Annotated in this window: 13 protein-coding genes; 5 read left to right on the top strand and 8 right to left on the bottom strand. The window is 62.9% G+C overall.

Annotated elements, in window-relative coordinates:
- Nucleotides 1-13 precede the first annotated feature (13 nt).
- Both PBDP_RS26610 and PBDP_RS26605 read right to left on the bottom strand, forming a co-directional pair.
- Nucleotides 14-868, bottom strand: a complete 855-nt coding sequence (locus PBDP_RS26610) for a hypothetical protein (protein WP_212801538.1) — start codon at nucleotides 866-868, stop codon at nucleotides 14-16.
- A 186-nt stretch (nucleotides 869-1,054) separates the two neighbouring features.
- Nucleotides 1,055-2,980 (bottom strand): MAC/perforin domain-containing protein, encoded by a 1,926-nt coding sequence (locus tag PBDP_RS26605; protein ID WP_212801537.1) that lies wholly within the window; start codon nucleotides 2,978-2,980, stop codon nucleotides 1,055-1,057.
- A gap of 210 nt (nucleotides 2,981-3,190) precedes the next feature.
- On the opposite strand from PBDP_RS26605, the gene PBDP_RS26600 reads away from it, so the two are divergent.
- A complete protein-coding gene (locus PBDP_RS26600; protein ID WP_212801536.1) occupies nucleotides 3,191-6,490 on the top strand; it encodes an AAA family ATPase in 3,300 nt (1,099 codons plus the stop codon).
- A gap of 90 nt (nucleotides 6,491-6,580) precedes the next feature.
- Here PBDP_RS26600 and PBDP_RS26595 read toward each other — a convergent pair whose 3' ends face one another.
- Nucleotides 6,581-7,135: a cysteine hydrolase family protein gene (locus PBDP_RS26595; RefSeq protein WP_109756416.1), complete on the bottom strand. Its 555-nt coding sequence runs from the start codon at nucleotides 7,133-7,135 to the stop codon at nucleotides 6,581-6,583.
- 98 nt (nucleotides 7,136-7,233) lie between these two features.
- On the opposite strand from PBDP_RS26595, the gene PBDP_RS26590 reads away from it, so the two are divergent.
- From PBDP_RS26590 to PBDP_RS26580, 3 genes are all read left to right on the top strand, one after another.
- Nucleotides 7,234-8,232, top strand: coding sequence for a GlxA family transcriptional regulator (locus PBDP_RS26590; RefSeq protein ID WP_109756417.1), 999 nt, complete (start codon nucleotides 7,234-7,236; stop codon nucleotides 8,230-8,232).
- A gap of 333 nt (nucleotides 8,233-8,565) precedes the next feature.
- Complete coding sequence (locus tag PBDP_RS26585) at nucleotides 8,566-9,669, top strand: DUF3182 family protein (protein WP_212801535.1); 1,104 nt, start codon at nucleotides 8,566-8,568, stop codon at nucleotides 9,667-9,669.
- Nucleotides 9,659-10,417 carry an alpha/beta hydrolase family protein gene (locus PBDP_RS26580; RefSeq protein ID WP_109756419.1) on the top strand — a complete coding sequence of 253 codons (759 nt, stop codon included), beginning with the start codon at nucleotides 9,659-9,661 and terminating at the stop codon, nucleotides 10,415-10,417. Before PBDP_RS26585 ends, PBDP_RS26580 begins: the two co-directional genes overlap by 11 nt.
- Before the next feature lie 138 nt (nucleotides 10,418-10,555).
- Here PBDP_RS26580 and PBDP_RS26575 read toward each other — a convergent pair whose 3' ends face one another.
- The 4 genes from PBDP_RS26575 to PBDP_RS26560 are packed head-to-tail and all read right to left on the bottom strand — an operon-like array spanning nucleotide 10,556 to nucleotide 14,574.
- Nucleotides 10,556-11,557: a lysylphosphatidylglycerol synthase domain-containing protein gene (locus tag PBDP_RS26575; protein ID WP_212801534.1), complete on the bottom strand. Its 1,002-nt coding sequence runs from the start codon at nucleotides 11,555-11,557 to the stop codon at nucleotides 10,556-10,558.
- Entirely contained in the window at nucleotides 11,544-12,842 is a 1,299-nt protein-coding gene (gene clsB, locus PBDP_RS26570) for a cardiolipin synthase ClsB (protein ID WP_116833581.1), read from the bottom strand. The genes PBDP_RS26575 and clsB overlap by 14 nt, the downstream gene beginning before the upstream one ends.
- Nucleotides 12,839-13,651, bottom strand: a complete 813-nt coding sequence (locus PBDP_RS26565) for an endonuclease/exonuclease/phosphatase family protein (protein ID WP_109756422.1) — start codon at nucleotides 13,649-13,651, stop codon at nucleotides 12,839-12,841. Before PBDP_RS26565 ends, clsB begins: the two co-directional genes overlap by 4 nt.
- A complete protein-coding gene (locus tag PBDP_RS26560) occupies nucleotides 13,648-14,574 on the bottom strand; it encodes a DUF72 domain-containing protein (RefSeq protein WP_212801533.1) in 927 nt (308 codons plus the stop codon). Before PBDP_RS26560 ends, PBDP_RS26565 begins: the two co-directional genes overlap by 4 nt.
- Nucleotides 14,575-14,850: 276 nt before the next feature.
- On the opposite strand from PBDP_RS26560, the gene PBDP_RS26555 reads away from it, so the two are divergent.
- Nucleotides 14,851-16,941: a mechanosensitive ion channel family protein gene (locus PBDP_RS26555; protein WP_109756424.1), complete on the top strand. Its 2,091-nt coding sequence runs from the start codon at nucleotides 14,851-14,853 to the stop codon at nucleotides 16,939-16,941.
- A gap of 143 nt (nucleotides 16,942-17,084) precedes the next feature.
- Here the strand turns inward: PBDP_RS26555 and PBDP_RS26550 are convergent, their stop codons facing one another.
- The gene (locus tag PBDP_RS26550; protein WP_109756425.1) at nucleotides 17,085-21,386 is read right to left on the bottom strand and encodes a DEAD/DEAH box helicase; all 4,302 of its coding nucleotides are present in this window, start codon (nucleotides 21,384-21,386) and stop codon (nucleotides 17,085-17,087) included.
- Between the last annotated feature and the right edge of the window lie 282 nt (nucleotides 21,387-21,668).

Below are 21,668 nucleotides of genomic sequence, written 5' to 3'. Positions count from 1 at the left end.
ATGCCCATGCCTTTCAAGGACGATAATTGGCTGGCAACTCATGCCGCGTCGGCGTCTTCTCTTCGTGATAGTGCGGTTTGCCCTGGGGGGAGTTCATCAAGGTTGAATTGGCCAGGATCGTCTCCGTCAGCAAACAGTCCTCACCGTCCCCGAACCAGCAGGCCAATGCCGAGTTTCGATTGCCATGCATGTCCACGACGGTCGGCCAGTTTTCGACGCCAAGGGCGTCACTGGGAGCAATGTCAGGGTAATGCTTGGGCGGCAGGACCAGCGCATCGCCGGGCTTGACCCATAGGTCGGCCAAATGAATCTCCCTCGACGCGGGCCGCCAGCGGGCGACGCTGATCACCAGCGGCAAGCGCCCGTAGCGGGAAAAAAACGCGTGGGGAAAGTTGTGGTATTCAAGGTCGGTCGGGTTGTAGGTCAGCAGTTCGCGCTGGCGCGCCGGGCCCAGGTAGGGCGATTGGTGGCCGGCCCATTTGCCGTAGGTGTATTGGCCCAGGATCAGTTGGTCGTACTCGAAGTGCAGGCATTCGCCGTTGCCGAGCAGGGTCATGCCGAAGGCTTGCGCCGTTTCCCGGGTTGCCCAGATCGGTTCGTAGTGCACTTCGCTGGCGTGGAAATCGAACGTCTTGATCCAGTAGGAACCGGTGCTCGTGGGAACCTCACGGTCCCTCCAACTGATGCCGGAGTAGCGAGTGCCCAGGGACAGGGCCGGGTTCTCGGGGTTGAGCGGGATCAGGTTGCCACGCACCTGGGCACTCGGCTGTGCCAACCCATGATCGTTGAACAGATAGGGGAAGCGACGGGGATCGAGCGCTGTTTCCACGCCGTCGCCGATAAAGGGGACACAGTTGAAGACTTGCATCGGATAGGGACCACGCACGCAAGAGGGCTAGAGGAAGGGCGTTCTGTCGCCCAATACCAGTCAATCAAATCATGAATCCGTGGGAGCGAGCTTGCTCGCGATGGCGGCGGCACATTCAACATTGAAGCACGCTGAACCACCGCTATCGCGAGCAAGCTCGCTCCTACAGGGGGTAACTATCGGCTATCAACTATACGGACGATGCGGCTCGCGTAACCAATCCATGCCGTGAGGCTGGCGCCAAGGCCGGACGGCGGCGCGCTTTTCAACCTGGGTCAGGCACAAAGCGTCCATCCAGTAGTAGACCATCAACAGGTGAAACACCTCATCGCCGCGCCGGTCCCAAATGACATCGTCCTGTTGGCGACCCGGCTCGATGGGCTTGAGCCGGCAGTCGCCCTGGTCGTGCATGCCCTGCAAACAGGCCCCCGTCTCGTAATTGATCAACAGGACCGGGTGGTTGATTTCCGGATAAGGTTTTTCCAGCTCGGGCATGTACCAGAATTGCCCGGGGTTGTGCCTGTCGGGCGTTTGCATGGCAATACGGGTTTTGTTTTGCGAATCGACCGCCAGTGCCGGTTTGTCGCCGGTATTGTTACGCACGATGTACAAGGCGGTGCGAGGGTCTTCCTCGGTCTTATCCATTTTGACCAGCTTGACCTTGCCGAACGAGTCGTGGGCAAGACGCGCCTTGATCTTCACCGTCGGGTTGAGATCCTTGCCCGCCTGGCCAAAACCGGCAATGAGTCCATCGACACCGGGCGCCTCGACGTCATTGCCCGCCAGTACATAGGTCAGGCCGGACAACGGGTTGGGTTGCATGTGCTTGGTCAGCGTTTCCCAGCGCTTGAGTGAAACCTCACTGGCGCCATTGGACAGCAGGGCTTCACGCATGGCGTACCCCGGGTAGTAGCGTGAGTCGCGCGGCCAGCGCTCGGTGGCCAGGAGCAATTTATGCCCGCTTTTTTGTCTCAGCAGCAGGGCCAGTGCATCCCAGAACTGGTCAAACTCCGTGGCAGATGCAGTCGCTGCGGGTGGGTAGTGAAAGCTATCGCTGGTTTCCTTGCTTTTGTTGTCGACGAACACCATTCGCAAGGCCGGGCCGGTTGCCGTGCCCTTGGGGGTGGTTTGCCGTCCGGAGCGGCCGAGGACAACCACCGACTCTTGCCAAGTCCCTTCAATTTCCGCTTTGTAGCTGGTGTACCACTGGTAGGCTTGCTCCAGGGCTGAACGGGTCTCGCCTTCCTTGACGAAGCGATAGACCGGCGCGATTTTCAACTCCACCACCGTCGGATCGTCGGGCAGCGATTCACGCCATTTGCCGAACTCCGCGTTGCAATTGCTGGGGGCCACTGCGTTGAAAGCGATAGCGTGCGTGCCTCCCTGGGTGGTCAGGTTGGCGTTGCGATGGGCGATGTTTTTCTTGACCGTTTCCGAGATCGACGTCGTCGCGCTACCACTGACGAATGCGCCGTATTCGGCCTTGACCATCGCATCGAGGGTGTTGGCCTGGCTGAGGAAGTGCTTGAGGGCGGTCATCGCATAGTTCAGCGAGCCGCCGACGGTCACTTCGCTGACGATATCGACGCCAAAATCGACGAGAAAATTGAAGAACGGCGTCGGGTTGCCTGGATCGAAGGTCTTGGGCAGGTCATCGACACGCTTCTTGAACGCTTCAGTGGCATTGGCGGGGTTGACTTCGAAGGTCAGTTTCCATAACCGCACCGTGTGGCTGTAGAGCGCGGCTTCGCGTTCTTCGAGCGTCTTGATGTCGCTGCCGAAGGTGGCTTTGAAGCCGGCGGAAAAGGCGCCATATTTGCCGGAGGCCTCGACACTGGTCCGGGTATGCTTTTCGTATTCGTCGCGGGAGGAAAACGTCTCGGTCGAGAAATTGTCGTTGGCCACGACCGTGGACATGGTGACGTTTTTCCCCACGTTGTAGGCCGTTTTCCGGTACGGCACGGCGCGTTTGCCTGACTCGGTATCACCAACCTTCTGGCACTCCTTGCTGTCGTCGGCCCAGTCGAGCCGGTTCAGTCCGCGCCCCAGCAGTTGCGAACCGCCGATATCCCGCAATTCGTCGCCTGCGTTGCCCTTCAGTCCATCGTTCATCGCCTTTCTCTCATCGTTCAGGTTTGTGTCAACTGGGTGCCAATTGATGGGAGCGAGTATCTGGAGGCGAGGGATAACCGGACAGTCCAGAGCGGTGTCAGTCCGGTATCAGTTTGGTATCAGGCCAAATGCCATCTTTTCGTGAATCCGGAGGAGACGCTGGAGTACACTCGATCGGCTGCCGTTGTCCCAGGGTAGAGGGCTATCGACATGGACACCCGACACAACACCTTTGCTGCCCTGCCCAAGCGCGATGCCTCGATATCCGATGGTCGTGTCCTGCTGGACGGCGTGTCGTTGAAAGGCCTGCGCAAACAGCATGGCCTGAGCCAGGAAACCCTGGCCGAGGCGTGCCTGAACCGGCATTTGTGCGTCTCGATCGCTTCCATCAAACGCGCCGAAACCGGCAAGCCAGTGCTTTACCGCACCGCTCGGCACCTGGCGACGGCCTTCGGGGTCGATGTGAGCGCGCTGCTGGGCGATCCCGCCTCGGCGGCTTTGGCCCACATCCAACAGACGATGAGCGAGTTGCACCAGGCCGCCTTTGCGCAACAGGCGCTGAAACAGGTCGATGACAGCGTTATCCGCTATGTGCTTGAACTGTCCTTTCGGATCGATGGGCTGCCCGCAGCGGCGTTGACGGAGGAAATCGAGCGTCTGGTGCGTCAGTTCGGAGGCGTTCCACTGGGGATTACGCAGGAGGTGATGATTGCCCAGTTCGGCTCTCCACAAGCGTATCGCAGTGATAGCGAGCGGGGCCTGCTCTGCGCGTTGGCGCTGAGCCGGGAACACTTCGTCACGCCCGGCCATGCCTTGTTGCTGCGGCTTGTGCGCCTGAGTGCCGAAACCACGGAGCCTGCGGCCGTGCCGGCCTTGCTCGCGCAAAAGCCGCTGCTGGATCGTCATGGGCACGCGCCGGTGTATGTTGCGCAGAACCTGCTGGAACAACTCGCAGCACGGTTTGAGTTTTCGTCCAGTGACGATGAGTTTCGGGCCTATCGTAAATGCCTGCGCCCGCGCAGCCTCGACGAAAACGCGCCACGCCCCTTGGTGGGACGGGCCATCGAATTATTGCAGTTCAAGGCGGTGATCGAGGCCACCCAGGAATGCCAGGATGGGCACATCGTCTATGTGCGCGGCATGGCGGGCATTGGCAAGACTCGCCTGGTCAGCGAGTTTTTCGAAATGGCCCGGCAGCGTGGTTTCGCCTGCCATCGCGGCGATGTGCTGGATTTCGGCATGGACAACAGCCTGTGGCCTTTGGGTCAATTGGTGGCCAGCCTGCTCAACCTGGGGAGCGCGCCGCCCATCAGCGCGTCACTGTTGGACGCTGCCTTGTCGCGCCTGAAAGTGGCCGCCGAACATCGAATGTTCTTGCAAGTGCTGACGGGCGTGTCGTCTGTCGAGCCTCCGATCCTGTATGGCGCGATGAGCAACCAGGCCCGTACCCAGGGGCTGTTCCAGGCTTTACTCGAAGTGTTGCTGCGCGTCGCGGTGCAACAGCCCTTGTTGATCTGCCTCGAAGACTTGCACTGGGGCGATACCGCGCTGTTTACGCTGTTGGGCAAGCTGCTCGATGCTACTGACGAAGCACCGGTCGTCTGGCTGCTGACGTCCCGCCCTGAAGGTGATCCGCTGGACGGTGAGATTCGTGCGCATTCCTCCAGCCCCATGAGCCTGCTCGACATCGCGCCGATCCGGGCGCGGGAGGCCACGCTCCTGGCGGAGCAATTCACCGAGGTCGAGCCGTGCTACCGGGCCGAATGTGTCGCCCGCGCCCAAGGCAATCCGCTGTACCTGACGCAACTGTTATCCAGCCAGCAAGGTGTTTTTCCCGACAGTCTGCGGCATCTGGTCCAGACCCGCTTTGACAAACTGGCCCCCGAGCAACGTCGCGCCCTGCATTACGCCGCCGTGCTGGGCAATCGCTTCGAGCTGACGCTGTGGCGCGAAGCGCTGGGGCAGCCTGGTTATCTGCCAACGACGGACATGCGCCAGGGCTTGCTGCGGGAAGTCGAGCCAGGCAGCTATCTGTTCGTTCACGACCTGGTCATGCACTGTCTCTACGACGCGATGCCCACGCTGCTTCGCGAGCAATTGCACGGTGAGGTGGCGAGCCTTTACCGCGAGCGTGATCGGGTGCTTTATGCCCAGCATTTGCTGCGAGCCAACGATCCGGCGGCGTTCGACGCGCTGTTGCTCGCCATGGCCGAAAAGCGCTTGGCCTGCCAGTACGACAGCGTTCTTGCCCTGGCCCGGCAAGGCTCGGCGTATGCCGAGCGTGCCCAGGGCAATTTTTCCTTTGCGTTGTTATGCGGCCAGGCGTGCTCGGGCCTGGGCCAGACCGTGGAGGCACGGGCGCATTTGCAGCGGGCATTGGCATTGGCCGAGCAACCACAGGATCAGATCGAGGCCGCGCTGGGGTTGGCAGCTGTCCTCAATACCCTCGATTGCCTGGACGAGGAGGAGCGCCTGATCGAGGCCATGCTGCCCATCGCCCAAGCCATGCAGGCCCATACAGCGCTGGCGCGGCTGAATCACTTGCGCGGGAACATCTATTTTCCACGGGGCGATTACGCCGAATGTCGCCGGCTCCATGAAGAGGCCTTGTCCTTTGCCCGCATCGGCCGGGACCTGCAAACCGAGGCCAAGGCCTTGAGTGGCATTGGCGACTCCTATTACGCACAAGGGCGCATGCAGACCGCCTACGAGGTTTTCGATCAATGCGTACGCCTTTGCGAGCGCAATGGCTGGGCACACGTGGAGGCGGGCAATCGCAGCGCCCGTGGCTCGGCGCAGCTCTACCTGGGCCAGCCGGAGCAAGCCTTGCGCGATGCCATGGAGGCCATCGAATGCAGCACCCGCCTGGGCAATCATCGGGCACAGGTGTTCTCGCGACTCACTGCGGCCTGGGTGCTGGTGGCGGGCGGCCAGGATGCCTTGGCGGAACAAGAGCTGACCTGCGCTTTGGCGCTGGCGCGCAACCTTGGTGCCAGCCGTTTCGAAGCGATCCTGCTGGAAGGGTTGGCGCGGGTGGCGTTGCGCCAGGGCGAACGCGGGCTGGCGCAGACTTTGATCATGGAGGCGGCGAGCCTGGTGGAACGCTTCGAGCTGCAGCGTTACATCGGGCCCTGGGTCTACGGCAGCCTGGCGATGATCAGCGAGGATGTGCAGCTCAGCCAACAGGCCTTGGCGACGGGCGAAGCCCAACTCACCCTGGCCTGCCTGGCCCATAATGCCTTGCGCTTTCGGGTGGCCGCTGCTGAAACCTGCCTGTTGGCGGGCAATACCGAACAAGCGATCTGGCATGGGCAACAGATGGCGGCGTTGCCCGAGTCGGCGTCGTGCGCCTGGATCAACCATCACGTGCGGTTGATCGATGTGGCGGGGCAGTGGCTGCGCAGCGCCGATCGAGCCAGCGGCGAGAAGTTGAAAGGGGTGGCGCGCGAAGCGCAGCAGATGGGATTCGTGGCGACGATGCCGAGGTTGTTGCAGGCACTGGATGTTTGATCGTTTCCCTGCACACCGTAGAGACTCGAGACAAAAACCGCACTTCGTCGAAGCGCGGTTTTTTTGCGATTTCTTAGAGGGGCCGTGTGTTTAGCCATTGGCCGCCAGGAATTGCTCGGTGCTCACCACACTCGCGTAGGCAAACCCCAGCGCGGCCATGAACGCCGCATGCACCTGGGCCGCAGGCACGACGACGCCGTTGAACTCCAGGTCGAGGGTGGCGCAGGCATCATGGATCACGGTGACGCCGTAGCCCAGGTCCGCCGCCGCCCGAACCACGCCATCGACGCACATGTGGCTCATGCTGCCGACCACCACCAGTTGCTCGATGCCCTGATGATCGAGGATGGCTTGCAGTTCGGTTTCGCGAAACGAATTGACGAAATGTTTGAGCACCACCGGCTCGTCGGCGCGGTTGAGCACCTTGGGGTGCAACTGTGCACCTTCGGAGCCAGGGGTGAAGAATGGCGCGTCGTCGGAGGTGAATTCGTGGCGAATGTGCACCACGCTGTCGCCGGTCTGGCGAAAGGCTTCAATCAGGCGGGCGGCGTTATCGGCGGCGGCTTGGGCACCGACCAACGGCCATTTGCCCTGGGGGAAGTAGTCATTCTGGATATCGACTACGATGAGCGCTTGCTTGGACATGGGGGCTTCCTCGATCAGATTGGGTGTGAGGCCAGTATTGGCTTTTGTCGCCGCTTCGAGGATTGGCCGCAACGACAATAAGCGAGGGAAAACTGACAATGACGCAGCAAAGGGCAGTTGCCGAACTTGGGGTGCTCATCTACCCCGGCGCCCAACTGGCGGCGGTGCATGGCTTGACCGATCTGTTCGGTGTGGCCCAGCGGATCGCGGCCGAGCACGCCAGCGTGCAGTTGCCGCGGCTGCGGGTCAGTCATTGGCAGGCCGGCAGCGACGAGGCGCCGCGGCGGGTCTTCGACAGCGAAACCGGCCCGGCGGGTCCGTTGGTGGCGTTGCTGATTCCGCCCTCCATCGCTGGTTTCGACGACGACCTGGCATCGCCAACGCTGATGGATTGGCTGCGGGCGCAGCATGCGGGCGGCACCGTGCTGGGCGGGGTGTGCGTCGGCTCGATCCTGCTGGCCGAAAGCGGCCTGCTCGATGGGCGCAGCGCCACCACCCACTGGACCTCGGCCAAGTCCTTCGCCGCTCGTTACCCGAAGATCAAGCTCAACGCCGACAAACCCATCGTCGACGACGGCGACCTGATCACCACCGCCGGGCTGATGGCCTGGTCGGAACTGGGGCTACGCCTGGTGGACCGCCTGCTCGGGCCCAGCATCGCCACGCGTACGGCGCAGTTCCTGGTGATCGAGCACAGCGACAGTGCGAGCCAGTGCGGCAGCAACTTTGCGCCTATCCTCGGCCATGGCGACGGGGCGATTCTCAAGGTCCAGCATTGGCTGCAAAGCAGCGGCGCGGTAGAGGTTTCCCTCGGGGCGATGGCCGAGCGGGCCGGGCTGGAGGAACGTACCTTCCTGCGCAGGTTCCGCGCCGCCACCGGGCTCAAGCCCACCGAATACTGCCAGCACCTTCGAGTCGGCAAGGCCCGGGAAATGCTCGAGTTCACCAATGGCACCATCGACCACATTGCCTGGACCGTCGGTTACCAGGACCCGAGTGCCTTTCGCACGACATTCAAGAAAATCACCGGATTGGCGCCGAGTGATTATCGGGCGAGGTTTGGGGTGAACCCGCTGGGTTCTCCCAAACAGCAGTGACTCCTTTGTGGCGAGGGGATTTATCCCCGCTATGTGGGAGCAAGGCTTGCCCGCGAACAGGCGCCTCAATTTCTGAAAGACCGCAGCGCCTGCATCGCGGGCAAGCCTTGCTCCCACATAAATTCCCTTGCCACAGGGGGTGACGTCTGCTGCTGGGCATCGTGCAATTTGCGGGATGCCGACCGTATGTCGTGCAGAATGAAACGGGCCAGGTGCTATCAACTGCGCACGATACGCCCGCTTGGCTGACCCGCCGCTGTCCATGCCCCCGTTGGCCTGATCTCTGCACCCTCCCTTATCTACAGCCATCGAGCGCAGGAAAAAGGGCAACGCATGACATCAGTCAATCGCAACAAACAAGTCGTGGTCTATTCGGTCAATCCACAAGCGCCGCGCCATGAGGTCGAGACCAATCGTGCGCTGGCCCAGTGGCTGGCACAGATCCTGGGGTGGGAGTATGGCGACAGTCATGACCCCGATGGCGGTCATGATCCATACCTATTGCCCACGCAAACCCTGATCGGGCCCGAGGCCTTGATGCGCCTGGCGGTCAAGGGGCCGGAGGATGTGTGGGGTGGGTATGTCGAGCACGATTTTATCTGCACCAAGGCGATTACCCATGGTCTGTTGAATAAGGACGCCGTGGCACCCAAAGGCTGGTCGCCTCTGTTTGCCAAGCTCACCCGAGGCGCGGTGCTCGATGGCGTGACGGTTTTTTCGCTCAAGGATGCGCGCCCGGCCGCTGAGCACTTGCTGTACACCGGGCCCATCCGCCTCAAGCCGATCCATGCTTGTGCCGGACGTGGCCAACGGCTGATCAAGAGCCTGGCCCAGTTCGATGAAATAGCCGCCGCGCCGGACGCCCAGGCGCTGTTTCGCGAAGGGGTGGTGCTGGAACAGCACCTCAACGAGGTCAAGACCCAGAGCGTCGGCCAGAGCTTCATCAACGGCAAGGTCCTGAGCTATTGCGGCGTGCAGCACCTGACCCACGACAGCGAAGGGTTGGAGGTGTACGGCGGGTCGGATTTGCTAGTGGTGCAGGGCGGCTATATCGAGTTGCTCAGGCTCGAACTGCCCGACGATGTGCGCGAGGCGGTGCGCCTGGCGCAAGTGTTCGATGACGCCGCCAACCAGGCCTATCCGAGTTTTTTTGCGTCGCGGCGCAATTACGACATCGCCCAGGGCCTGGATGCTGCCGGCCAGCCTCGTGGCGGTGTGTTGGAGCAGTCGTGGCGCATGGGCGGCGCCAGCAGCGCCGAACTGGCGGCGTTGCAGGTGTTCGTCGAAACGCCTGAAACCAGCGCGGTGCGAGTGTCCTCGGTGGAAACCTACCTCGACCAAGCGCTGCCGACCGGCGCCAGGGAGGTCTATCGCGGCGCGGCGCACAACAGCGACTTCCTTCTCAAATATGTAACGGTTCAATCCTATGACGGCTAGAAGTGAAACCATTCAGATCGAGATCGACGATGAACGCATGAACGGGACGTTCCTGAGCCCCAAGTCGAAAGTCCCTGGCGTGTTATTCGTGCACGGTTGGGGCGGCAGCCAGGAGCGGGACCTGGAACGGGCCAAAGGCATCGCCGGCCTCGGTTGCGTGTGCCTGACCTTCGACCTGCGCGGGCACACCGGCGGGGCGGGGATCCCATTGTCACGGGTCACCCGCGAGGACAACCTGCGGGATCTGCTGGCGGCATACGACCGCTTGCTCGCCCACCCAGCCTTGGATACCTCGGCGATTGCCGTGGTGGGCACCAGTTATGGCGGTTACCTGGCCTCGATCCTGACCTCGCTGCGCCCGGTGCGCTGGCTGGCCCTGCGGGTGCCGGCGCTGTACCGCGACGAGCAATGGCACACGCCCAAGCGCGACCTGGACAAGAGCGACCTGCTCGATTACCGCAGCACCCTGGTACACGCCAGCACCAATCGTGCCTTGCAGGCGTGTTCGCAGTTCACCGGCGATGTGTTGCTGGTGGAATCGGAGACCGACGACCATGTGCCCCATGCCACGATCATGAGCTACCGGGCGGCGTGCCAGCAGACCCATTCGCTGACCCACCGCATCATCGACGGCGCCGACCATGCGCTGAGCGACCCTGTGTCACAACAGGCCTACACCTCGATCCTGGTGGGCTGGATCACGGAAATGGTGGTGGGAGAGCGGTTGAGCATTATCCAGGAACGGTAGATGTGTGGCGTTCAGGCGGGCGTCATCGCGAGCAGGCTCGCTCCCACGTTGGATCAGCGGTGAGCACAAAATTGATGATCACCACCTATCCCTTGTGGGAGCGAGCCTGCTCGCGATGGGGCCCGACTAGGCACCCAATCATTTAAGCCCGGGCTTGACCCGCAACGCCTTGGCCTTCGCCTCGATCACCAGGTACATCACGACTGTGATCAACAACGGCAAGATGAAGTAGATCGCCCGGTAAGCGATCAGCCCCGCCAGCAGACTACCCCGCGACACCTCGTGCTGCAGCAGCGCGATGAACACTGCCTCCAGTACCCCAAGCCCCGCCGGAATATGGGTGATGACCCCGGCAATGCTGCTGATCAGCAATACCCCGAGCACCATTGGATAATCCAGTTTGCTGGGCAGCAAAGTGAAAATCACCGCCGCCATCAACGACCAGTTCAGCGCGCCCAACGCCAGTTGCAGCACCGCCATGCGCAGGGACGGCAGATTGATTTCCATGCCGCGAACGGTCCAGGCCCGACGCTTGGAAAACCGACAGGCCGCCAGGTAACCGGCACTCGCCAGCAATAACAGCACGCCGACGCCTTGCAGCGCATCGCTGCTGAGTTTCCAGCCCGGCGGCATTGTCACCAGGCCGCTGCTGAACACCGCCCCGGCCAGGGTCATGTAGCCGAACCAGTTGGTGGCCAGGCTCAGGCCAAGGATCTTGGCGATGTTGCCGGTGCTGACCCCCAGCCGCGAATACAGCCGATAGCGCATGGCGATGCCGCCGACCCAGGCACTGAGGTTGAGGTTGAACGCGTAACTGATCACCCCCACTGGCAAGATCTGCCGCCAACCCAGTTTCTGGCGGATGTAAGTGCGACCGATCAGGTCGAAGCAGGCATAAGTGATGAAGCTGGTGATGGTCAGCGCGGCGGCAATGATCAAGGTGCGTACCTTGAAGTCGGCCAGGGTGGCGAATACTTCGGACCAATCGATACGCCGGGCCAGGGCGGTGAACAGCACGATCAACAGCAGGAAAAACGCCAGGGTCAGCGGTCTTTTCCAGCGGTTCCAGCGGGATTTGGGCTTGGCCTGCTCCGGCGCATGGGCATCTCTCGGCGCAGCATGCGCTTCAGAGTGGTTCATGGGGTTCGCTCCGGACCGCCGTCGGCGGCGAAAAAGGTTTCAGACGCGGTTTATGGGCCGGCAGCCAGCCGGCCCAGGCCGGGAAGTGGCGCAAAAAGTGGAACACCATGAAACCGATGGTCATGCGCCACAACAGGCCCCGGGGCGCGTGGTTTTCCGGCATGACGGTGCAATGGTTGCGGCTCAGGTAATCGAGGCGCTCGAACAGCTCGCGGTTGAACGCCCGGTCGCGGATCAGCACATTGGCTTCCAGGTTCAGGGACAGGCTCAGCGGGTCGAGGTTGCTCGACCCCACCGTGCTCCAGTCCTCATCCACCAGGGCGACCTTGCCGTGCAGCGGTCGCTCGCAATATTCGTAGATCACCACGCCGGCCTTGAGCAGGTAGCTGTAGAGCATGCGCGCGGCGAGCTTGGCGATCATCATGTCCGGCTGGCCCTGCAGGATCAGCCGCACCTGCACGCCACGCCGCGCCGCGTTGCGGATCTCGCGCAGCAACCGGTAGCCGGGGAAGAAATAGGCATTGGCGATCACCACCCGCCGCTGGGCACTGCGCAGCACTTGCAGGTAGACCTCTTCGATATCGGTCTGGTGTTCGTGATTGTCCCGATAGACCAGGCGCACCTGGCCGTCATGGTCGCTGAACGCCAGCTCGTTGCGACGGCTGCGGCGGCGTTGCCACCAGTATTTGGCCCGGGCGGGCCGGCCGCTCTGCAACAGCGCGAAGTGATGGATATCCACCACCGCCGGGCCTTTGACCTCCACGGAATAGTCCTGCTTGGCCTCGGGACCGAAATCGCCCAGGTGGTCGGCGGAAAAATTGATCCCGCCGATAAACGCAATTACCCCATCCACCACCACGATCTTGCGATGCAGGCGGCGGAACCAGTTGGTGCGGATTCCCAAGTAGCGGGGCGCCGGGTCGAACATCTGCAAGCGCACCCCGGCATCGCTCAACGAGGCGAGGAATTCGGTGGTCAGCTCACCGCAGCCGAAACCATCGAGGCTGACGGTGATGCGCACGCCACGCTGGGCGGCCTCCACCAGCAGGTCCCGCAGTTCATTGCCCACCTTGTCCTCGAACAGAATGAAGGTCTCAAGGAGAATTTCGCTCTCGGCCCGGCGAATGGCCTCGAAAACCCTGGGGAAATATTCCTCGCCGTTTTCCAGCAGCTTGACGCGATTGTTGCCGTGCCAGCCGTATTCGATATCGGCCAGTGCCGGGTTGCGCTCGGTGGGCGGAACTTCAATTTGCTCCACCGTCGCCTTGTTCACCGTCGCGCTCATAATTCGATCTCCACCGACAGCGGTGCATGGTCGGAGAGGTGCGACCAGGGTCGTACGCTCAACACCTTGGGATGATGGGCCTTGAGGTTACGCACATAGATGCGGTCCAGGCGCAGGATGGGCAGGCGGGCCGGAAAGCTGCGGGCTGGCTTGCCCAACCGCTCGGCGAACACTTCGCGCAGGCCGCAGGGCTTGAGCAGCTCGCTGGCCTTGCCGCGCCAGTCGTTGAAGTCCCCGGCGACGATCACGGGAGCCTCGGGCGGCAGCTCGCTCAAGCGCTGGCAAAGCAGTTGCAATTGCTCGACCCGATGCCCTTCGCGCAGCCCCAGGTGGACGCAAATGGCGTGGACTTGCGGGCCGTCGGCGCCCGGCAGGCGCAGCACGCTGTGGAGCATGCCGCGGCTTTCGTGGCCGCTGATGGACACGTCGATATTGTCGTGGCGGATGATCTGGAATTTCGACAACAGCGCATTGCCGTGGTCGCCCGCCGGATAGACCGCGTTGCGCCCATAGGCGAACTGCGGCCAGAGACTGTCGGCGAGGAACTCGTACTGCGGCATGCTCGGCCAGTTGCTGTAGCGCTGGGGGTGATGTTCGTGGGTGCCATGCACTTCCTGCAAAAACACCACGTCGGCGGACACGCTGCGCACCGCCTCGCGCAGTTCCGGCAGGATGAAGCGGCGATTCAGGGCAGTGAAGCCCTTGTGGGTATTGACCGTCAGGACGGTGAAGCGGCTGACCCGGTCAAGGTCCTGGCCCAAGTGCTGGATCGGGTCGCGGCTCGCTTCGGTGGATTCCGGAATGCTCATGGCAATACTCCCTCGGCCGGGCGCACGCCGGGCGCGGTAGCGAGGTCTTTGTCCAGATCGAAGTGCTCCAGCAAGTGCCGTGCGTCGTAGGGCGCGCGGACTTTGATGTCGTTGTCGAAATAGCAGAACACTTCCCGGTGCTTGCGTGCCCGGGGTTTCTTGTTTGGGTCGATCAAGTGGGCGTCGGCAGGTTGTTTGCCATGACTCCAGGCCGCGATCCGCTCGCCCCAGCGTTTCAACGCTGCGTCGGTGTAGCCACTGGCGTACAGTTCCTCGGCACCGTGCAGGCGCAGGTAGACGAAATCGCTGGTGACGTCTTCGCGATAGGGCCATTTGCCGGCGGTGTCGGCGATCACCAGGGCCACGTCGTAGCGCTTGAGCAACGTGACGAAGTGCGGGTCTATGAAGCTCTCGTGGCGGATTTCCACGGCGTGGCGCAGCGGGCGCTTTTTGTCCGTCGTGGTGCTGGCGTGGCCGTCCAGGCGTGGTTCGTGCTCGCGGGCCAGGGCGGCGGCGCTTTCGGTGTCGTGGGGCAGTTGCTTGAGGAAGTCTTCGAACAGCTCGGGGTCGAATTTGAAGCTGGGGGGAAACTGCCAGAGAATCGCGCCGAGTTTTTCCTTGAGCTCCAACACGCCGGAGGCGAAGAAATTGGCCAACGGCTTGTGGATATCTCGCAGGCGCTTGATGTGGGTAATGAACCGCGGGGCCTTGACGCTGAACACGAAGCCGGGCGGCGTTTCGGCGTACCACTGGGCATACCGTTCGGGACGTTGCAGGGCGTAGAACGATCCATTGATTTCGATGCTGTTGACCGCGCGCGAGGCGAATTGCAATTCCCGTTTCTGGGTCAGCCCCTTGGGGTAGAAGTCCCCCCGCCAAGGCGTGTAGCGCCAGCCGGAAATACCAATGTGGATCGCCGTCATGTATCCCTCCCGTGCCAATGACCTCGTGCAGCCTGTGTCTTTTGATGACCGCCGCGCGCGCTGGAAAGTTTCGATGGAGTGCCCGGCGGCAGTGAACTTGTGGCGAGGGAGCTTGCTCCCGCTGGGGCGCGCAGCGGCCCTGTGTCTTGGGGCTGCTGCGCAGCCCAGCGGGAGCAAGCTCCCTCGCCACAAGGTTTTGTATTGACCTTCGGAGCGAACTTGCCGGCCCAATATTGATCAGTTCCTTACCGATCCCGTGTGAAGGAGCCTCGCGTTTTGTCTCGATTGAGCACTGTATTGCTGCTGTTCTTGCTGGCGATGAGCGGCACCAGCGCCTACGGGACCGCCGCTGTCCCCGGCACCTCCAAGCCCGACGAACCGCCCGCCGAGCCCGCGCCGCTGGTACAGGGCGGTTTGCTGGGGGCGATCAGCTCGAGCATCGATGACGTCCAGGACAAGCTCGACCTCAACCAGAGCCTGGTGGACGCCTGGCGTTTGCGGGCGGATCGGGCGGCGGATGAGATGGACCGGCTGGTAGACCAGACGTCCCGTTCCTCCTGGCGCGTGGCGGGGGATTTCCTGTTGTTGTCGGGCGTCTGGATCGGCGTTTTTGCGTTGATCTGGTCGGGGGCGCGGCTGTTGTTGCGACACCTGGGGCGGCGCCGCTGGCTGCGTACCCGCCAGCGCCTGCGTGACTTGCTCGGTTATCTGCTGCCATACACCGCTGCGGCGGTGATCTGCCTGCCGCTGACCCTGTACGTCAGCCACTTCCTGCAGGTTTCGGTTGGCCGGGCCCTGGCGCTGTGCTTCGCCTACGCCACCAGCAGCGGCATTTTCTCCACGTCGGTATTTCTTTGCGTAATCGTGATGTTCAATGCCGGGCACAAACGTCGGGCGGTGGCGATGATCCGCCGTTTCTGTCCCCGGCCGTTGTTCATGATCGGCTTTCTCGCCGCCCTCAGCGATGCCCTGACCAGCCCGCAGATCGCCCGGCAACTGGGTGGCAACATCACCAGCAGCATCGCGGTATTCACGGGTTTGTTCGCCTCGGTGATCTTTGGCTGGCTGGTGATTCGCATGCGCAGGCCCGTGGCGCACCTGATCCGCAACCGCCCGCTGGCCCAGCGCTTGAAGCAGCCAGCCTTGCAGGAGTCGCTGCGGATTTTCTCCGGGCTCTGGTATTGGCCGATCCTGTTGATGGTACTGGTGTCGGCGGTGAGCCTGATCGGTGTTGGCGAGGACAACCAGAAAGCCCTGCGTTGTGCCTTGTTCACCACCATCCTGCTGATCGCGACGGTGTTTCTCAGCACCGTGTTCCAACATGTCTTCAAATCGCCCAAGGCCGAAGCCATCCAGCGCAACAGCGCCTACAAGGGGCGTCTGCTGAGCCTGCTGCATGCCTTGCTGAGGATCGTCATGGCGGTGGCGTTCATCGAGATTCTCGGGCGGATCTGGGGTATTTCCCTGTTCGAGTTCGCCTCACGCAATGCCGTGGGCCGGGCGATCAGCGATTCCTTGAGCCGCATCGGGCTGATCTTCCTGATGACCTGGCTCACCTGGGTGGTGCTCGACACGGCGATCCAGGAAGCCTTGAAACCGCCGCTGAACAAGCGCGGGGCCCGCCAGCCCAGCACCCGGGTCAAGACCATCCTGCCGCTGTTGCGCAACGCGGCAAAAATCATCCTGGTAGTGATTTGCGCAATCACCACCATGGCCAACCTGGGCATCAACGTCGCGCCGTTGCTGGCCGGTGCCGGGGTGGTGGGGCTGGCGATCGGTTTCGGTTCGCAGCAACTGGTGCAGGACGTGATCACCGGGCTGTTCATCATCATCGAAGACACGCTGTCCATCGGCGACTGGGTGGTGCTCAGCTCCGGTCACGCCGGCACGGTCGAAGGCCTGACCATCCGCACTTTGCGCCTGCGCGACGGCAAGGGCTTCGTGCATTCGGTGCCGTTCGGCCAGATCAAGGCCGTGACCAACCAATCGCGGCAATTTGCCTTTGCGTTTTTCTCCGTGCAATTCACTTACGACACCGATGTCGACCAGGCCATCGAGCTGATCCGCGAAGCCGGGCGCGCGATCTCCGAAGACCCGTTCCTCAAGTTCAACCTGCAAGGGCCGCTGGATGTGTTCGGCGTGGACAAGATGGACCTCAATGGCGTGGTGCTCACGGCGCAGTTCCGCACCGTGTCCGGTGGGCAATATGCGGTGAGCCGGGCGTTCAACCAACACCTGAAGAAGCTTGTGGATAACCACCCGGCGGTGCATTTCGCGCAGACTTATCCACAGCAGGTGGTGATGCCGAAGCGGTTTGTCGAGGAGTTGCAAGAAGAGCGAGATGAGGTGCCCAATCAACCTCAGTAGTTGGGAAGGTTTTGTGGCGGGCTGCTGGCCTCATCGCGAGCAGGCTCGCTCCCACAATGGATCTTTAGTGGATTCGGAATTTGCGTTCACCACAAATCAACTGTGGGAGCGAGCCTGCTCGCGATGAGGCCAGTGCAACCACCTCAACCTTTCTGAATGAGCTTGTTCCTCAGCTCAGCCATCCCCTGCCCATCCAACTCGACCCAAAGATGCTGCTTGCCAGCAATCTGCGCCGCCACCGGCAAGCCATCGCGATACACCAACCGATTACTCGCCAGTGCCGGCACTTTCGCCCCCGGCAACAGGGTGCCGGCCAGGTTCAGCGGGTCGACGCCACACACCACCACCAGGCTGCCATCGGCGGGACGGCGGCGGGTTTCGCGCAGCAGCGGGATGGCCTCGGGCAGGGCGAATTGTTCGCCCGCCAGGCCACTGACGAACCTGCCGCCACGAATCTCGCCCCGCGCCTCCAGGCGATGAAAGGTGCGCAGCAGCTCACGCCAGCTCGGCAACCAATCGGCCTCCCGCTCCAGCAGGCGCCAGAACACCACGCCATAACGGCGCAGCAAGGTCATGGCGATGTGTTCCAGGGTCTCTGGCGCTATAGGGGTTGCCTGGGGTTGCGGCGAACTGCGACGCAACAAGGCCCAGCGCCCGGCGTCGTCCATGCCACCGACAAACGCGCCGCGCCCGCGCCGGCTGCTACGGGCCTGGCGTTTGCTGGCCGGGGTGATCAGCGCGCGCAAGCCAGCGAAGCTGTCGGCATTCACCAGCCCGGCGCCCACCAGTTCCTGCAAGGCGATTTCCAGTTCGCTGCGCAGCAGGTGGGCTTCGTGGGCCAGTTCATCAAAAAACAGCGCGCCGTGTTCGCTGAGGGCCTGATGGACTTTTTGGGTCTTGGGCGAAAGCTCATCGAGGGCTGTTTGCCCGGCCAGGCTGCTCCACAACGCCACCTGATTGCGCGGCAGCAATACCACCGGCGTACTGCGCAGGGCGCTGGCGGAAGGTTTCTGGCGCGCGCTCAGGCGCATCCATACCCATTTGCCACTGCGGCAAAGTTCATCGAGCCAACCGGGCGAATAGTCCTTGATTCGCGCTGGCAGCAGGTCACTGTCCCAGGCTGACGCGGCGCCAGGGTAGCCTTCGAATTGACTCAGGATCGATGGCAGCACGGCATTTCCGCGGCCTTGGGTCGACGACGACAAATGCTGCCAGTCGAACAGAAAGCGCATGAAATCCTGCAACATCACCGGCTCGATTTCCCGGCGCAGACGTTTGACCGTATAGCGATGGATGCGCGCCAGCAAATGCCGCTCGCACCACTCCTCCTGCCCGGTGCCCGGCGTGAACCGGCCGCGCAGCACGTAGCCTTGCTGTTCCAGTTGTGCCAGGGCCTGGGTGACCTGCGGGGTGGACAACCCCAGTGGGTAGGCGATGGCCTTCAACGGCAGCGGACCAAAGGCACTGAGCCGGGCGCGAAGCATTTCCACCACGGCTGCGTCGCTGTCCCAGGCTTCATCGAAACCGGCCAGGGGCGTCAGTGGCGGTTGCCATTGGACCTGTGGATAAACCGCTTGCAGACACGTCAGCCGTTCCAGCGCCACCCACAGCCCGCGTTCGGCGCTGATCTGCACGTGGCTGGCGCGACCGCGTTCGGCCAGGGTCTGCAACCAGGCCAGCCACGGCGGATGGGCGCTGGCTTCGCTGTCGGCGATACAGGCCAGGCTCATCAGCGCTTCGTGCATTTCATCGAGATTGGCCGGCGTCGGCCAGGCTTCATCGCGGACTGACTGGATGGCCTCGGCGTCCAGGGCGCCAAGGTCGTCGGTGGACTGTGGATCGCTCCAGCGCCGGTTGATCACCGCCTGGGTTCGCCGTTCTTCCAGCGGCGCGTCGTCGAGGAAGGTGTAGGGCCGGGCACTGAGGATTTCTGCCGCCAGGGGCGAGGGCGCCGGCAGGTCGCGACTGACCAGGCGAATCTCGCCCGCTTCCATGCGCCGCAACAGCGTCAGCCAGCCTTCGCTGTCCATGGCTTCGTGCAGGCAATCGTCGAGGGTCTGCTCCACCAGCGGGTGGTCGGGGATCTCGCGCTCGCCGGCCAGGTTCTCCAGGCAGGCGATCTGGTCCGGGAACACGCTGGCGATCAGGTCTTCGCTTTTCATCCGCTGGATCTGCGGGGCGACTTTGCGCCCGCCGCTGTAGCGCGGCAAGGCCAGGGCCACGCTGGCATTCCAGCGCCAGCGCACGCCGAACAACGGCGCATCCAGCACCGCCTGGACCAGGATCTGTTCGGCGCTGTGGCTGTTGAGGTAGCGCCAGACCTCGTCCAGCTCGAAGCTGTGGCTGGTGGACAGCGAGAGCACGATGGCGTCTTCACTGGCGGCAGCCTGCAATTCGAAATTGAAGGTGCGGCAGAAGCGCTTGCGTAAGGCCAGGCCCCAGGCGCGGTTGATACGGCTGCCAAAGGGCGTGTGGATGATCAGTTGCGTGCCGCCGGACTCGTCGAAAAACCGCTCCATCAGCAACGTGTCCTGGGACGGCAGGGCGCCGAAGGCCCGGCGTGCCGGGGCCAGGTAGTCCACCAGTTGCTCGGCGCTGGCCAAGTTCAGTTGCAAGGTGCCGGTGAGCCAGTCGAGGGCCGGTTGCAGATCGCCTGGCGTGGCGCCGAGTAGTTGATCGAGCTGGGCTTGCAGGCGAGCCACGGCCTGGGACAGTTCGGCGCTGCGCCCCGGGGCTTCGCCGAGCCAGAACGGGATGGTCGGCGGTTGGCCCTGGGCGTCCTCGACCCGCACGCGACCGGTCTCGACGCGAATGATGCGGTACGACGTATTGCCCAACTGGAACACATCGCCAGCGATGCTTTCCACGGCGAAATCTTCGTTGACGCTGCCGATGTTCAGCCCTTGGGGTTCGAGCAGCACACTGTAGTCGGCGTTGTCCGGGATGGTTCCGCCACTGGTCACGGCGGTTAGCTTGCTGCCCCGGCGCCCGCGCAAGGTGCGGCTGACGGCATCGCGGTGCAGGTAGGCGCTGCGCACGCCCTGGCGACCGTTAAGGCCTTCGGCGAGCATGTGCAGCAACGCCTGGTAGTGATCGTCGTCCAGTTCGGCGTAGGGCGAGGCGCGACGCAAGGTCTCCAGCAACGCCTGTTCCGGCCATTCCTGGCAACTGACTTCGGCGACGATCTGCTGGGCCAGCACATCCAGCGGCGCCTTGGGGATGTGCAAAATGTCCAGCTCGCCACGGCGCACGCAATCGAGCAGGGCGGCGCATTCGATCAAGTCGTCACGGCTGGTGGCGAACAACCGTCCCTTGGGCGTGCCGCCCACCTGGTGTCCGGAGCGACCGACCCGTTGCACGAACGCCGAGATCGAACGGGGCGAAGCGATCTGGCACACCAGGTCGACATCGCCAATATCGATGCCCAGCTCCAGGGACGCGGTGGCGATCAGCACCTGCAATTGGCCGCGCTTGAGGCGTTGTTCGGCGTCGAGGCGAAACTCCTTGGCCAGGCTGCCGTGGTGTGCGGCTACGGCGTCCTTGCCCAGGCGCTCGCTCAGGTGCCGGCTCAGGCGTTCGGCCAGGCGCCGGGTGTTGACGAACACCAGGGTGGTGCGATGTTCCCGGGCCAGCTCGGCGAGACGGTTGTAGACCAGCTCCCAGACGTCATTGGCCATCACCGCCGAGAGCGGTACGGGCGGCACCTCGATATCCAGGTCCCGGGGGCGGGCGTGGCCGATGTCGACGATTTCACATGTGCGTCCTTCGCCGACGAGAAAACGTGACACCGCTTCGATGGGCTTTTGCGTGGCGGACAGGCCGATGCGCACCAGCGGTTCGGCGCACAGGGCTTGCAGGCGCTCCAGGCTCAAGGCCAAGTGACTGCCGCGCTTGCTGGCGGCGATGGCATGGATTTCGTCGACAATCACCGTGCGCGTGCTGGCGAGCATTTGCCGGCCGGAGTCGGAGCCGAGCAGCACGTAGAGCGATTCGGGCGTGGTCACCAGAATGTGCGGCGCGGTCTTGCGCATTGCCGAGCGGTCTTTTTGCGGCGTGTCGCCGGTGCGCACGGCGGTGCTGATAGGCAAGGGCGGCAAGCCCATTTTCTGCAACTGCTCGGTGATGCCGGCCAGTGGGGTTTGCAGGTTGATCTGGATATCGTTGCTCAAGGCCTTGAGCGGCGAGACATAGACCACCAGGGTCTGGTCCGGCAGGCCGCCTTGTTCCAGGCCGCGATGCACCAGCTCGTCGAGCACCGCGAGAAACGCCGTCAGGGTCTTGCCCGAACCGGTGGGCGCCGCCACCAGGGTCGAACGCCGCTGGCCGATCAACGGCCATGCCTGGGCCTGGGCGGCCGTGACCGCCGGGAAAGTCTGGCTGAACCAGGCGCGAACGGCGGGGTGAAAGCCTGCCATGGCGTGGTCGGCGGGGAGAGGCAGATTCATGGGGCAGTTATGCGGGTGGGAGGGGGAAGATGCAAGTACCGTCCGGGATCTGTGCAGAACTTGAAGTTGATACTGTCCCTGTGGCGAGGGGATTTATCCCCGCTGGACTGCGCAGCAGTCCCTGTAATTGCCACCTGGGTGGGTCAGATTCACCTCATTTGCTTGGTTGGGGCTGCTACGCAGCCCAGCGGGGATAAATCCCCTCGCCACAAGTCAGCGACCAGCCTTGAAAGACCGTCAAACCTGATGATCTGCACTTTACGGATGACGGTTGCGCACTAA

The sequence above is a fragment of the Pseudomonas sp. St290 genome (genome assembly GCF_018325805.1).
Classification (GTDB): Bacteria; Pseudomonadota; Gammaproteobacteria; order Pseudomonadales; family Pseudomonadaceae; genus Aquipseudomonas; species Aquipseudomonas bijieensis.
Note: the sequence above shows the minus strand (reverse complement) of the source record. Positions and strands in the feature narration are given on the sequence as shown.

Excerpts from the sequence above, each read along its gene's own strand:
- PBDP_RS26610 (WP_212801538.1), bottom strand. The coding sequence starts at position 868 with ATGCAAGTCTTCAACTGTGTCCCCTTTATCGGCGACGGCGTGGAAACA.
- PBDP_RS26605 (WP_212801537.1), bottom strand. The coding sequence starts at position 2,980 with ATGAACGATGGACTGAAGGGCAACGCAGGCGACGAATTGCGGGATATC.
- PBDP_RS26600 (WP_212801536.1), top strand. The coding sequence starts at position 3,191 with ATGGACACCCGACACAACACCTTTGCTGCCCTGCCCAAGCGCGATGCC.
- PBDP_RS26595 (WP_109756416.1), bottom strand. The coding sequence starts at position 7,135 with ATGTCCAAGCAAGCGCTCATCGTAGTCGATATCCAGAATGACTACTTC.
- PBDP_RS26590 (WP_109756417.1), top strand. The coding sequence starts at position 7,234 with ATGACGCAGCAAAGGGCAGTTGCCGAACTTGGGGTGCTCATCTACCCC.
- PBDP_RS26585 (WP_212801535.1), top strand. The coding sequence starts at position 8,566 with ATGACATCAGTCAATCGCAACAAACAAGTCGTGGTCTATTCGGTCAAT.
- PBDP_RS26580 (WP_109756419.1), top strand. The coding sequence starts at position 9,659 with ATGACGGCTAGAAGTGAAACCATTCAGATCGAGATCGACGATGAACGC.
- PBDP_RS26575 (WP_212801534.1), bottom strand. The coding sequence starts at position 11,557 with ATGAACCACTCTGAAGCGCATGCTGCGCCGAGAGATGCCCATGCGCCG.
- clsB (WP_116833581.1), bottom strand. The coding sequence starts at position 12,842 with ATGAGCGCGACGGTGAACAAGGCGACGGTGGAGCAAATTGAAGTTCCG.
- PBDP_RS26565 (WP_109756422.1), bottom strand. The coding sequence starts at position 13,651 with ATGAGCATTCCGGAATCCACCGAAGCGAGCCGCGACCCGATCCAGCAC.
- PBDP_RS26560 (WP_212801533.1), bottom strand. The coding sequence starts at position 14,574 with ATGACGGCGATCCACATTGGTATTTCCGGCTGGCGCTACACGCCTTGG.
- PBDP_RS26550 (WP_109756425.1), bottom strand. The coding sequence starts at position 21,386 with ATGAATCTGCCTCTCCCCGCCGACCACGCCATGGCAGGCTTTCACCCC.